Consider the following 13,387-nt stretch of genomic DNA (forward strand, 5'->3'; position numbering starts at 1 on the left):
TTGCGTTTTCTGTCACGCCGCCTGCGCCTTGCTCAGCATTTCTTTGGCATGGTTACGGGTGGACTCGGTAATTTCTACTCCTCCTAGCATTCGCGCCAATTCTTCCACTCTGGCGGCGTCATCTAGCTCTTGGATGCGGGTGTGGGTGGTCTCATCCTCTTGAATTTTGTGCACCTGCCAATGCTGATGCCCTTGACTGGCCACCTGTGGCTGGTGGGTAATGCACAGCACTTGAGCATGCTGCCCCAGTTCGCGCAGTAATCGGCCCACAATCTCGGCTACGCCGCCGCCAACGCCCACGTCCACTTCATCGAACACCAGGCTGGGCACGGTCAGGTTGCGCGCACAGATCACCTGGATGGCCAGGCTGACCCGCGATAATTCGCCACCGGAAGCGACTTTGCCCAGTGGTTTGAGTGGCTGCCCTGGGTTGGCTGTAAACAAAAACTCCACTTCCTCCAAGCCCTCCAGGCTCGGGGGGCACTCGCTCAGGCAGGCATCCAGTTGCGCGGCTTTCATGCCCAGAGCCGTGAGTTGCTTTTGCACTTGCTGGCTGAGAGTCTTGGCGGCGCTGCGGCGAGCCTTGGTTAGCTTGCGGGCGCTGTCCATGTAGTGCTGCTGGGCGGTCGTTTCTTGTTCCGCCAGAGCATGCAGCTGGGCATCCACATTGCCCAGGGTATCGGATTCGGCCAGCAGGCTGCGATGATGTTCTACCAGCTCTTGCGGGCGAACGCGGTGCTTGCGGGCCAGGGTGTAGCTTTGGCTCAGGCGTTCTTCCACCTGGCTGAGGCGCGCCGGGTCCAGATCCAATTTTTCCAAGTAATGACGCAGGTCGTCGGCGGCAGCTTCCACTTGCAGGCGGGCGGATTCCACGGTGTCGGCAATGCTGCCCAAGTCGCCGTCGTTATTGCGCGCATCGTCTAACCAGTGGCTAACTTGGCTAAGGTGGTCGTTGCAGGTGCCGTCCTCGCCTTCATAAAGTGCGTCAAGGGACTGCTGGCAAAGCCGGATCAAGTTTTCTGCATTGCCCAGTCGTTGTTGCTCCAGCTCCAGTTGCTCCAGCTCGCCGTCCTGCAGGGCGAGGGCGTCCAGCTCTTCTAGTTGGAAGCGTAACAGTTCTTCTTTCTCATTTTGCTCACGGGCTTGGTTCAGGGCGTCATCGTGGGCACGGCGGGCTCTCTGCCAGTGGCGCCAGTGCTCGCGCACGCTGTTGGCCAAGTCGCGAGCATGGGCGAAATTGTCCAGCAACTGCCGGTGGGCATCCTTTTTTAGTAGTGCTTGGTGCTCGTGCTGGCTGTGAATGCTGATCAGACGTTCACCCAGCTCTCGTACCTCCGACAGCGGGGTGGGGGTGCCGTTCACATAAGCCCGGGAGCGGCCGTCGGCACGCACGGTACGGCGAAGCAGGCATTGTTCTTCATCATCCAGCTCCCGTTCGATCAGCCATTGCTGTGCGGCAGCGTTGTTGCGCAGGTCGAAGGTGGCCAGCACTTCGGCGCGGTCGTGGCCGTGGCGAACAATCGATGAGTCGGCCCTGTTCCCTAGGGTGAGCCCTAGGGCATCGATGATGACAGATTTGCCTGCCCCGGTTTCGCCGCTGATGGCGGTGAGCCCATTTTCGGGCTCTAGCTCCAGCTGGTCAACGGTGGCAAAGTGGCGAACGCTTAAGTGGGTCAGCATGGTGTTCCTCTGCAACAGGCGAAATCGTGATTAGGTGGTCGTTCTTTGGGTTTGAATCACTTGGGTGCCGGCGAGGTGGTCGTGCAGGCAGCGGCGGTCTGAGCGGAAAATCAATAACGGGTCGATAAGCATGATCAGGTTGATGCCGGGCAGCTGGGCGAGCACGTGGAAAACAAAATAACGTAGCCCGTAGAGTTTGCCGGCGGGAACGCTGTCCTGTTCCATGCCGACGATACGCATGTCGAGAAGGGCTTTGCCAATGGTTTGCTGGCGGTTAAAGAGTAGCCAGCCTTGCAGGGCTAGGAAGATCAGCTCCCCGGCGATGAACAGGCCGATGCTGGTGGTCAAGCTGATAGTGCCGCTGCTTTGCATCATGGCGTCCCAGATCCCGCTGAAATAGATGATTGGGCCGATAATGACCATTTGCACTAGGCCATCAATGATTGCGCCGAGAAAGCGATACAGTCGGCTGGCCAGTTCAGGGGCTCCGGGGTTGTTTGGCTTCTGGGTTATGCTGTCCGGAGTCTGGTAAGGATTGCTTGGGGTTTCGCCGGTCATGATGACATCCTTGCAATGATGACTGTTCTTATGGTCAGTGCCGGTTAATGGTAGGGGATTCGCGCTGGGAGTGTAAGCCCCTGCTCAATGAAATCCGGCTACGGTTCTCTATATAATAGTGCGGCGATTTTCTGGTACATATACACCTATGACAAAGCTGGATCTCAACGAACGCAAGCAGCGCCTGCTGATGACACTGGTCGAGCGGCATATCCGTGACGGCCAGCCGGTGGGCTCGAAAACGCTGGCCAGCGGTAGCGGCTTGGCAGTGAGTCCTGCCACTGTGCGCAATATCATGTCGGAGCTTGAAGAGTTGGGGGTGTTGAGTAGCCCGCACACTTCGGCGGGGCGAGTTCCCACAGAGCTGGGTTACCGGCTGTACGTGGATTCGCTATTGGCGACCAGCGTGATGGAGCGCCCGGATCATCGGCATTTGAAAAAAGAGCTGCGTCAGTTGCTGGCGCCGGAGCAGTCTTCCCAGGAGTTGATCGCCCAGGCATCGAAAACCCTGGCGGAATTGACGCGCATGGCCGGGCTGGTGGCGGTGCCCCGTCGCGAGGTGTCTACTCTGCGCCAGGTGGAATTTCTGCCATTGTCGGGCAAGCGGGTGCTGGTGGTGCTGGTGGTCAATCGCTCCGAAGTGCAGAACCGGATTATTCATACCGACCGGGATTACGATGGAGTGGAATTGCGCCAGGCGGCTAACTACATCAACCATACCTATGCAGGCTGGGACTTGAACAGCATTTGCGATGGTTTGCTCGATACCATGAATACGGATCGCCAGCAGATGGATGCGCTGATGCAGACGGCGGTGGCTGTGGCGGATAAGGCGCTGCGTACTGAGCGTCCCGACTCTGATTATGTGGTATCCGGGGAATCCAACCTGATTCAGACCGCTGAGGCGGAAAATTTGGGGCAGCTACGTAACTTGTTTGATGCCTTTAATCATAAGCGTGACATTTTGCATTTGCTTGAACGCTCCATGAAAGCCGATGGGGTGCAGATCTTTATCGGCCGAGAATCAGGGTTTCAGCCGTTTGAGGATTATTCGCTGATTTCCGCTCCTTACACGACGGATGATGGTCCGATGGGGGTGTTGGCAGTGGTTGGTCCCACCCGCATGGATTATGGGAAAGTTATCCCCACTGTGGACATCACCGCTAAGATCCTCTCAGCGGCGCTTACCCAGCTTTAAAATAACCCACAAGCTACAACGCAAATCGGCGTGCCCTGTGTTGCGGTCTTTCTCGCGGCAATTAATCGGCGAGCGGCGTGTTTCCTTGGTTGGATCGCGGGTTATTATGCTGTGATGAATGGCTGCCGCTTGGCCCGTGTTGCGATTTGAAGCTTGAGGCTTGTCATTTCCCCCCTTGAATCCTGCCCGATAGTTCCCATATCTTTGCCCGCTTTCCTGGAAAAGCCCGGATAGGGATGTGGAGTGACCAATGAGTGAGCAGGAAAAAGATCAGAACAATGCCGAACCACAGGTAGAAACGGTTGAAGAACAGCAAGCTGCGGCCGCTGCAGAGGCGGTTGAGCCCACCGCTGAAGAGAAGCTGGCTGAAGTAGAAGTGGAGCTGGCCAAGGTTAAGAAGGCATTGGCTGAAGCGGATGTCCGTGCACAGGCGGAAGTGCAGAATGTGCGTAAGCGCGCCGAGCGTGACGTGCAGCATGCCCGCAAGTTCGCTTTGGAGAAGTTTGCCGGTGATCTGCTAAGTGTGGCGGACAACTTGGAGCGTGGTCTAGCGGCGCTGGATGCCGAAGACGATGCACTAAAGGGCGCCCGTGAAGGTATCGAGTTGACGCTGAAGTCTCTGTTGGACGCGTTTGCCCGTTATAACATCGAACAGATTAATCCCGCAGACGAGCCGTTTAACCCCGAATTGCATGAAGCGATGACCATGGTGCCGGTGCCCAATGTGGACCCCAATAGCGTGATTGAAGTGCTAGAAAAAGGCTACCAGCTGAATGGTCGTCTGATTCGCCCGGCTCGGGTGGTGGTTAGTAAGGCTCCTTGATAGGTGTTTGACCCGCCGCTTGAGCTTGATATTAGGTGTGAAAGTGGCGCCGGCTGCGGGCTTTGGCCTCAAAGTGATTACAGAAGTTGAAGCACTGAAAATCGACAAGCTCCCTTGAAATGATGGCAACGAACGCCATATAGGAGCCAGACGAGTTAATAATTCAACTGCCTGGGGCGCCGAAAGGGTTCCGGCTAGTGTGAAGGAGATAGAACGACTATGGGTAAGATTATCGGTATCGACCTAGGTACGACCAATAGCTGCGTGGCCGTGCTGGAAGGTGACAAAGCTAAGGTTATCGAAAACGCAGAGGGCGCTCGCACAACGCCGTCCATTATCGCCTACACCGACGATAAAGAAACTTTGGTTGGCCAGGCTGCCAAGCGTCAGGCGGTGACGAACCCGGAAAACACTCTGTATGCGGTGAAGCGTCTGATCGGCCGTCGTTTTGACGACAAGGTGGTTCAGAAGGACATCAAGATGGTGCCCTACAAGATCACCAAGGCTGACAATGGTGACGCCTGGGTAGAAGTGAAGGGCGAGAAAATGGCGCCGCCGCAGATTTCTGCGCAAGTGCTGAAGAAAATGAAGAAGACCGCGGAAGACTACTTGGGTGAGGCTGTCACTGAGGCCGTTATCACCGTGCCGGCTTACTTCAACGATTCCCAGCGCCAAGCCACCAAAGATGCCGGTCGCATCGCTGGCTTGGATGTGAAGCGTATTATCAACGAGCCCACTGCGGCTGCTCTAGCTTATGGCCTAGATAAGAAAGGTGGTGATCGCACCATCGCTGTGTATGACTTGGGTGGTGGTACTTTCGATATCTCAATTATCGAAATCGCCGAAGTGGATGGCGAGCATCAGTTTGAAGTGTTGGCCACAAATGGTGACACCTTCTTGGGTGGTGAAGATTTCGACTTGGCATTGATCAACTTCTTAGCTGATCAGTTCAAGGCGGATTCCGGGATCGATCTGGGCGGCGACCCGCTGGCTATGCAGCGTCTGAAAGAGGCGGCTGAAAAAGCTAAAATCGAGCTGTCTTCCGCCGAACAGACGGAAGTTAATCTGCCGTACATTACTGCCGACAGCACTGGGCCCAAGCACTTGGTGGTGAAGGTGACGCGCGCCAAGCTGGAGTCTTTGGTGGGTGATCTGGTGACCCGTTCACTTGAGCCGTGTAAAACCGCATTGGCGGATGCTGGGGTGAAAACGGCCGATATCACGGATGTGATTTTGGTGGGTGGTCAGACCCGTATGCCAATGGTGCAGAAGAGCGTTACTGAGTTCTTCGGCAAAGAGCCGCGCAAAGACGTTAACCCGGACGAAGCAGTTGCCATGGGTGCTGCGATTCAGGGTGCGGTACTGAGCGGTGACGTAACCGACGTGCTGTTGCTGGACGTGACTCCGCTGACCTTGGGTATTGAAACCATGGGTGGCGTGATGACTCCGCTGATCGAGAAAAACACCACTATTCCGACCAATGCGTCGCAGGTGTTCTCCACGGCGGATGACAACCAGACGGCCGTGACCGTGCACGTGTTGCAGGGTGAGCGTAAGCAAGCGAGCCAGAACAAGTCGTTGGGCCAGTTCAATCTGGAAGATATCCCGCCGGCGCCGCGCGGTATGCCGCAGATCGAAGTGACCTTCGACATTGATGCCAACGGTATTTTGCACGTGGGTGCGAAAGACAAGGCTACCGGTAAAGAGCAAACCATTCAGATCAAGGCTTCTTCTGGTCTGTCTGATGAAGAAATTGATCAAATGGTGCAGGACGCCGAAGCTCACGCGGACGAAGATAAAAAGTTCGAAGAGCTGGTGCAGACTCGCAACCAGGCGGATCACTTAGTGCATGCTACCCGCAAAACGCTTGAAGAAGCGGGTGACAAGGCCACCGATGAAGAGAAAGAAGCCATCACCAAAGCCGTGGACGAGCTGGAAGAAGCCGCCAAGGGCAGCGACAAGGATGACATCGAAGCCAAAATCAAGGCGCTGTCTGAAGTGTCCGCACCGCTGGCCGAGAAAATGTACGCCGAGCAAGCTCAGCAGGCCCAAGGCGCTGCCGGTGCTGAAGGTGAGCAGCCGCAAGCGGGTGATGACGTAGTCGACGCAGAGTTTGAAGAAGTCGACGACGACAAGAAGAAGTAAGTAACGCCTGACGCCTGACGCCGGACGTTGGATGCGGATGCTCTTTGGCTTCTGTGTCTGGCCTCCGGCGTCGGGCGTCTGGCTAAGCCAAAGGCTTATCTATGTCCAAGCGTGATTATTATGAAGTGTTGGGTGCGGCGAAAGATGCCAGTGCCCAAGACCTAAAAAAGGCTTATCGCCGGCTGGCGATGAAATACCATCCGGACCGTAACCCGGATGATAAAGAGGCGTTGGCCAAATTTAAGGAAGCGAAAGAAGCCTACGAAGTCCTCGCCGACGAGCAGAAGCGCGCGGCCTATGACCAGTTCGGCCATGCCGGCGTTAATGGTCAGGGCGGTGGGCCAGGTGCTGGCGCGGGTGCTGGCGGCTTCGGTGATATTTTTGGTGACATCTTCGGCGACATATTTGGTGGCGCTGGCGGCGGCGGCGGACGTCGCGGCCCGTCCCGGGGTGCGGATCTGCGTTATACGTTGGAGCTGAGCCTAGAGCAGGCTGTGCGCGGTTGCGATGAAAAAATTCGCATTCCCACCTGGGATAGTTGTGATGTTTGCCATGGTAGTGGCGCGAAGGAAGGTAGCCAGCCAGTAACGTGCACCACTTGTGGCGGCGTCGGTCAAGTGCGTATGCAGCAGGGCTTCTTCACCGTGCAGCAAGCGTGCCCAACCTGTAAGGGTGAAGGCAAGATTATTAAAGACCCTTGCGGTAACTGTGGGGGGCAAGGCCGTGTACAGAACACCAAGACCCTGTCGGTGAAGATTCCTGCCGGAGTGGATACCGGTGACCGCATTCGTCTTGCTGGTGAAGGCGAGGCGGGCGTGCACGGTGCGCCGTCTGGTGACTTGTACGTTCAGGTGGCTGTACGTGAACACGATATCTTCCAGCGTGACGGCGACAATTTGTATTGTGAAGTGCCGATCAGTTTTGTTGATGCCACTTTGGGTGGTGAGCTGGATGTGCCCACGCTGAATGGCAAGGTTAAGCTGAAAGTCCCGGCGGAAACCCAGAGCGGTAAGCTGTTCCGTTTGCGCGGCAAGGGTGTGGCGCCGGTACGTGGTGGCGCCCCGGGAGATTTGTTGTGCAAGGTGGTGATTGAAACGCCAGTGAAGTTGTCTAGCGAGCAGAAAGAGTTGTTGCGTAAATTCCAGGAATCTCTGGAGAGCGGCGGCAATCGTCACAACCCACGCAAGAATAACTGGTTCGAAGGCGTTAAGCGTTTTTTCGATACCAAGTAAGGGTTGGCGTAATAAAAAAGCCCGGCGTGGTTTCCGCTCCGGGCTTTTTTGTGGGCCTTGTCCGTGTGCTGGAGGTTTTGCTCATTGCTGCTAGGAAGGTGTTCGTTGTTGCGCGATGACCCTATCGCCCTTTCTGCTAGAATAAGCAGCTTGATACCAGGCTCTCTTCGCTTCGTTTTCCCGTTTGGGTTGACAGGCGCGCGAGGTTTCTGGTGTCCGACGTCCGGTTTTTAATCAAGGAGACACCATGAAAGTAGGTATTATCGGTGCGGCGGGTCGCATGGGGCGTATTCTGATTGAGGCGACGCTGGCTAACCCGGATACCACGCTGGCGGCGGCGGTGGATGTCCCTGGTTCCAGTTTGATCGGCGCGGATGCCGGTGAGTTGGTGGGGCAAGGAGCCTGTGGTGTGTTGCTGGTGGACGATTTGGCCAAGGTGGTAAATGAGGCAGATGTGTTCATCGACTTCACTGTGCCGGAAGCCACGGTGAAGAATCTTGAGGTGTGCCGCGCGGCGGGCACGCGGTTGGTGATCGGCACTACCGGTTTGGATGATGAGCAGAAAGCGGCCGTGCGTGCCGCCGGTGATGATATCGCTATCTGTTTTGCGCCCAATTACTCCATTGGGGTGAACTTGTGCTTCAAATTGCTGGAAACGGCGGCGCAGATTATGGGCGATGAGGTGGATATCGAAGTGATTGAGGCCCACCATCGGCATAAAATCGATGCGCCGTCTGGTACGGCGTTGCGCATGGGTGAGGTGGTGGCTCAGACCTTGGGGCGCGATCTGAGCGAGTGTGCGGTGTACGGTCGTGAAGGCCGCACCGGCGAGCGCGAGCGCCATACCATTGGTTTTGAGACGATTCGGGCCGGCGATATTGTCGGCGACCACACTGTGATGTTTGCCGCAGAGGGTGAGCGGGTGGAAATTACCCACAAGGCCTCCAGTCGTATGTCGTTCGGTCGCGGTGCTGTGCGTGCGGCTGCTTGGTTGGGCCGTCACGACAAGGGGTTGTTCGACATGCAGGATGTGCTTGGTCTGGCTGGTGAAAGCGCCGGTTGGGGCAAGGCCTGAGTGTGCCACTGGTCTATCAACGGGATTGCTGCGTGACAGCGGGGCCACAAAGCCCTAAAATAGCGCGCAGCCCGTGATGGGCGTGCGGGGCGCCGAATTAAGAATTTAGAAAAAGCGAGGTGGAGGAATCCATCTCGCTTTTTTGCGAGCGCACCCGCCGCAGATCTCCCTATTCCCTATCAGCCTGGAGGTTGCGTTGACGGTTCCCGCCATTCTCGCTCTTGAAGACGGAAGCATCTTTCGGGGTGTTGCAATCGGTGCCACGGGTGAAACCGTGGGTGAGGTGGTGTTTAACACCGCCATGACTGGCTATCAGGAGATCCTGACGGATCCTTCCTATGCCAAGCAGATTGTAACCCTTACCTATCCGCATATTGGTAACACTGGCGTCACTGCCGAGGATGAAGAGTCCTCTCGAATCTGGGCCTCCGGCCTGGTGATTCGTGATCTGGCCATGACAGTGAGCAACTGGCGTAGTGAGCAATCTCTTTCGGACTACCTGCGTGATCGCAACATCGTTGCCATCGCCGATATCGACACGCGCCGCTTGACGCGCATTTTGCGTGACAAAGGCGCCCTAAATGGCTGCATTTTGGCCGGCGAAAGTGTGGATGAAGCGCAGGCGCTTGCTGCGGCCAAGGGGTTTCCTGGCCTGAAAGGCATGGACCTGGCCAAGGTGGTGAGTGTTGCCGAGCCTTATAGCTGGACAGAGTCCACCTGGGATCTGGAGCAGGGCCACACCGAGCAGGGTGAGACCCGCTTCCATGTGGTGGCTTATGACTACGGTGTTAAGCGCAACATTCTGCGTATGTTGGCCGAGCGCGGCTGCAAGCTCACCGTGGTGCCGGCGCAAACGCCTGCATCCGAAGTGCTGGCGATGAAGCCGGATGGTGTCTTCCTGTCTAACGGACCCGGTGATCCGGAGCCCTGCGACTACGCGATTTCCGCGATTCAGGAAATTGTTGGCACCGGTTTGCCTGTGTTCGGCATCTGCTTGGGACATCAGTTGCTGGCGCTGGCCAGCGGTGCCAAATCCATGAAAATGGCTACCGGCCATCATGGTGCTAACCACCCGGTAAAAACTCTGGCCGATGACACGGTGATGATTACCAGTCAGAACCATGGTTTTGCGGTGGATATAGATACCTTGCCAGCCAACCTAAAGGTGACCCATGTGTCGCTGTTCGACGGCACCTTGCAAGGTATTGAGCGCACTGATGTGCCCGCCTTCAGTTTCCAGGGGCACCCGGAAGCGAGCCCGGGGCCGCGCGACTGTGCGCCATTGTTCGATCATTTCATCGAGCTGATGGAAGCGAAATAAGCGTCCGACGTCCGACGCTCGACGTCTGACGCGCTGGCAACTGAAATTAACGTTTGACGGTTAGTGACTATGCCAAAAAGAAGTGATTTAAAAAGCATCCTCATTATTGGTGCTGGCCCGATTGTGATCGGCCAGGCCTGTGAGTTTGACTATTCCGGCGCCCAGGCTTGTAAAGCGCTGCGCGAAGAGGGTTACCGGGTGATTCTGGTTAACTCCAACCCTGCGACCATCATGACCGACCCGGCCATGGCGGATGCGACCTATATTGAGCCGATTACCTGGCAGACCGTGGCCAAGATCATTGAAAAAGAGCGCCCGGATGCGCTGCTACCCACCATGGGCGGGCAGACTGCGCTGAACTGTGCCCTGGACTTGGATCATAACGGGGTGCTCAAAGAATTTGGCGTGGAAATGATTGGCGCCACAGAGGATGCCATCGACAAAGCGGAAGATCGCTCCCGTTTTGACAAGGCGATGAAGTCCATAGGGCTAGAGTGTCCGCGCTCTGCCATTGCCCACAACATGGAAGAAGCCAGCGCCGCTCTTGAGTCGTTGGGTTTTCCCTGCATCATCCGACCCAGCTTTACTATGGGGGGGTCCGGTGGGGGCGTCGCCTATAACCGTGAAGAGTTCGAAGAAATCTGCCAGCGTGGCTTGGACCTGTCGCCCACTAATGAGTTGTTGATCGACGAGTCTTTACTGGGTTGGAAAGAATATGAGATGGAAGTTGTCCGCGATAAAAAGGATAACTGCATCATCGTTTGTTCTATCGAAAACTTTGACCCCATGGGGGTGCACACCGGTGACTCTATTACTGTGGCGCCGGCCCAGACGCTCACCGATAAAGAACTGCAGATCATGCGTGATGCCTCCTTGGCAGTGCTGCGTGAAATCGGTGTAGAGACGGGTGGCTCCAACGTCCAGTTCGGCATTAATCCGGACAACGGGCGCATGGTGGTGATTGAAATGAACCCGCGGGTCAGTCGCTCTTCGGCGTTGGCCTCCAAAGCCACCGGTTTTCCGATCGCCAAGGTGGCGGCAAAGCTGGCGGTGGGTTACACCCTGGATGAACTGCAGAACGAAATTACCGGCGGCAAAACCCCTGCCTCGTTCGAGCCGTCCATCGATTATGTGGTAACCAAGATTCCGCGCTTCAACTTCGAGAAGTTCGCTGAAGCTGACGCCGTGCTGACCACCCAGATGAAATCCGTTGGTGAAGTGATGGCCATTGGCCGTAATTTCCAAGAATCTGTGCAGAAGGCGTTGCGTGGTCTGGAAACGGAATCCATCGGCTTTGACCCGCATGTGGACCCGGCCGCGCCGGACGCCCGTGAGCAGGTGGCGCAGTTACTCGCTACGCCGGGCCCTGAGCGTATCTGGATCGTTGGCGATGCCTTCCGGGTCGGCATGACCGTGGATGATGTGTTCAATATCACCAAGATTGATCGTTGGTATTTGGTGCAGATTGAGGACTTGATTCGTGCCGAGCAGCAGCTGGTCGACAGCACCTTTAGCAGCCTGACTCGCGACAGCCTCTATGCGCTCAAGCGCAAAGGCTTCTCCGATGCCCGCCTGGCTCAGTTGCTGGGCGTGAAGGAAGCGGATGTGCGCGGCAAGCGTGAAGAGCTGAATGTGCTGCCGATCTATAAGCGGGTGGATACCTGTGCGGCGGAATTCGCCACCGATACCGCCTACATGTATTCGAGCTACGACGAAGAGTGCGAGGCTAACCCTTCCGACCGTGACAAGATCATGGTCATCGGTGGTGGCCCCAACCGGATTGGTCAGGGTATCGAGTTCGATTATTGCTGTGTGCATGCGGCGTTTGCCATGAAGGACGACGGCTACGAGGCCATCATGGTCAACTGTAACCCAGAGACCGTGTCTACCGATTACGATACCTCCGATCGTCTCTACTTCGAGCCTATTACGTTGGAAGACGTGTTGGCTATCGTGGCAAAAGAAAAACCTAAGGGTGTGATTGTTCAATACGGCGGTCAAACACCGCTGAAGCTGGCTCGTGCCCTGCAGGCGGCCGGTGTGCCGATTATTGGAACGCCGCCGGATGCCATCGATGAAGCGGAAGACCGTGAACGTTTCCAGCAGATGGTTAATAAGCTTGGCCTGAAGCAGCCGCCCAACCGCACCGCTCGTTCCATGGAAGACGGTGTGCGCCTAGCAGAAGAAATCGGTTATCCGTTGGTGGTTCGTCCTTCCTATGTGTTGGGGGGGCGTGCCATGGAAATCGTTTACGGTGAAGCAGAACTGCGTAACTACATGATGAACGCGGTATCGGTTTCCAATGACTCCCCGGTATTGCTGGATCGCTTCCTCGACGACGCCATTGAGGTGGACGTGGATGCAGTGTGTGACGGAACGGATGTGGTTATCGGTGGCATCATGCAGCACATTGAGCAGGCGGGTGTTCACTCCGGTGATTCCGCATGCTCTCTGCCTCCGTATTCGCTGGACGACGATGTTCAGGACGTCATGCGTCAGCAGGCTGCAGATATGGCATTGGAGCTGGGCGTGGTGGGTTTGATGAATGTGCAGTTCGCGGTGAAAAACGGCGAGGTGTATGTGCTGGAAGTGAACCCGCGTGCTTCACGGACGGTGCCGTATGTGTCCAAGTGCATCGGCGTGTCTCTGGCGAAGGTGGCTGCTCGGTGCATGGCAGGCACCAGTCTTAAGGAACAAGGTTTCACCGAAGAGGTCAAACCTCAGCACTATTTCGTGAAAGAGGCGGTGTTCCCGTTCGCCAAGTTCCCGAAGGTTGATCCGATCTTAGGCCCGGAAATGAAATCTACCGGGGAAGTGATGGGCGTTGGCGAGACCTTTGCTGAAGCTTTTGGTAAGGCATCCCTGGGGGCCGGAGAAAAACTGCCGGAAACTGGAACGGCCTTTATTTCTGTGCGCGAAGTCGACAAGCCTGCCTCTGTGGAAGTGGCTCGCATGTTGATTGAACGTGGCTTCAGCCTGGTTGCCACAAAAGGTACCGCCAAGGTGCTGGGTGAGGCGGGCCTTGAAGTGAAGGTTGTGAACAAGGTGCTGGAAGGGCGTCCGCATATTGTGGACATGATCAAGAATGATCAGATTGCTCTGATTGTGAACACCACGGAAGGCAAGCAGGCGACCCGTGATTCTTTTGCGATTCGTCGCTCGGCGCTGCAGCACAAAGTGTTCTATACAACGACCATTGCCGCGGCCCATGCGGTTTGCCAGGCGCTGGGTATTAGTGGTGAGCCTACTGTTCGTCGCTTGCAGGACCTGCACGCAGAAATGAAATAAATCGTCGTCGGGAGCGCTCGGAGCAGAGTGCTCCGGGCGGTTCCGTTAACAGGGCATGTTCAACGGC

The 13,387-nt window shown here is 56.4% G+C and carries 9 protein-coding genes; 7 read left to right on the forward strand and 2 right to left on the reverse strand.

The window, feature by feature from the left end; translation table 11 throughout:
• Positions 1–12: 12 nt before the first annotated feature.
• Together recN and ABO_RS01580 are read right to left on the reverse strand one after the other, a co-directional pair.
• Complete coding sequence (gene recN / locus ABO_RS01575) at positions 13–1,680, reverse strand: DNA repair protein RecN (protein WP_041704727.1); 1,668 nt, start codon at positions 1,678–1,680, stop codon at positions 13–15.
• 30 nt (positions 1,681–1,710) lie between these two features.
• Complete coding sequence (locus ABO_RS01580) at positions 1,711–2,238, reverse strand: RDD family protein (RefSeq protein WP_011587607.1); 528 nt, start codon at positions 2,236–2,238, stop codon at positions 1,711–1,713.
• A 148-nt stretch (positions 2,239–2,386) separates the two neighbouring features.
• Here ABO_RS01580 and hrcA point away from each other — a divergent pair, with 148 nt between their 5' ends.
• From hrcA to carB, 7 genes are all read left to right on the forward strand, one after another.
• On the forward strand, positions 2,387–3,436 hold the full coding sequence (gene hrcA / locus ABO_RS01585) for a heat-inducible transcriptional repressor HrcA (RefSeq protein WP_041704730.1): 1,050 nt from the start codon (positions 2,387–2,389) through the stop codon (positions 3,434–3,436).
• A gap of 250 nt (positions 3,437–3,686) precedes the next feature.
• A complete protein-coding gene (grpE, locus tag ABO_RS01590; RefSeq protein ID WP_011587609.1) occupies positions 3,687–4,259 on the forward strand; it encodes a nucleotide exchange factor GrpE in 573 nt (190 codons plus the stop codon).
• Between the two features lie 219 nt (positions 4,260–4,478).
• Positions 4,479–6,404, forward strand: a complete 1,926-nt coding sequence (gene dnaK / locus ABO_RS01595) for a molecular chaperone DnaK (protein ID WP_011587610.1) — start codon at positions 4,479–4,481, stop codon at positions 6,402–6,404.
• 101 nt (positions 6,405–6,505) lie between these two features.
• On the forward strand, positions 6,506–7,636 hold the full coding sequence (gene dnaJ / locus ABO_RS01600; protein WP_011587611.1) for a molecular chaperone DnaJ: 1,131 nt from the start codon (positions 6,506–6,508) through the stop codon (positions 7,634–7,636).
• A 247-nt stretch (positions 7,637–7,883) separates the two neighbouring features.
• Positions 7,884–8,711, forward strand: a complete 828-nt coding sequence (gene dapB / locus ABO_RS01605) for a 4-hydroxy-tetrahydrodipicolinate reductase (protein ID WP_011587612.1) — start codon at positions 7,884–7,886, stop codon at positions 8,709–8,711.
• A gap of 196 nt (positions 8,712–8,907) precedes the next feature.
• Positions 8,908–10,032: a glutamine-hydrolyzing carbamoyl-phosphate synthase small subunit gene (carA, locus tag ABO_RS01610; RefSeq protein WP_011587613.1), complete on the forward strand. Its 1,125-nt coding sequence runs from the start codon at positions 8,908–8,910 to the stop codon at positions 10,030–10,032.
• 69 nt (positions 10,033–10,101) lie between these two features.
• Positions 10,102–13,320 carry a carbamoyl-phosphate synthase large subunit gene (gene carB, locus ABO_RS01615; RefSeq protein ID WP_011587614.1) on the forward strand — a complete coding sequence of 1,073 codons (3,219 nt, stop codon included), beginning with the start codon at positions 10,102–10,104 and terminating at the stop codon, positions 13,318–13,320.
• The last annotated feature ends 67 nt before the right edge of the window (positions 13,321–13,387 follow it).

This window comes from Alcanivorax borkumensis SK2 (genome assembly GCF_000009365.1).
In the GTDB taxonomy this organism is placed as follows: Bacteria; Pseudomonadota; Gammaproteobacteria; order Pseudomonadales; family Alcanivoracaceae; genus Alcanivorax; species Alcanivorax borkumensis.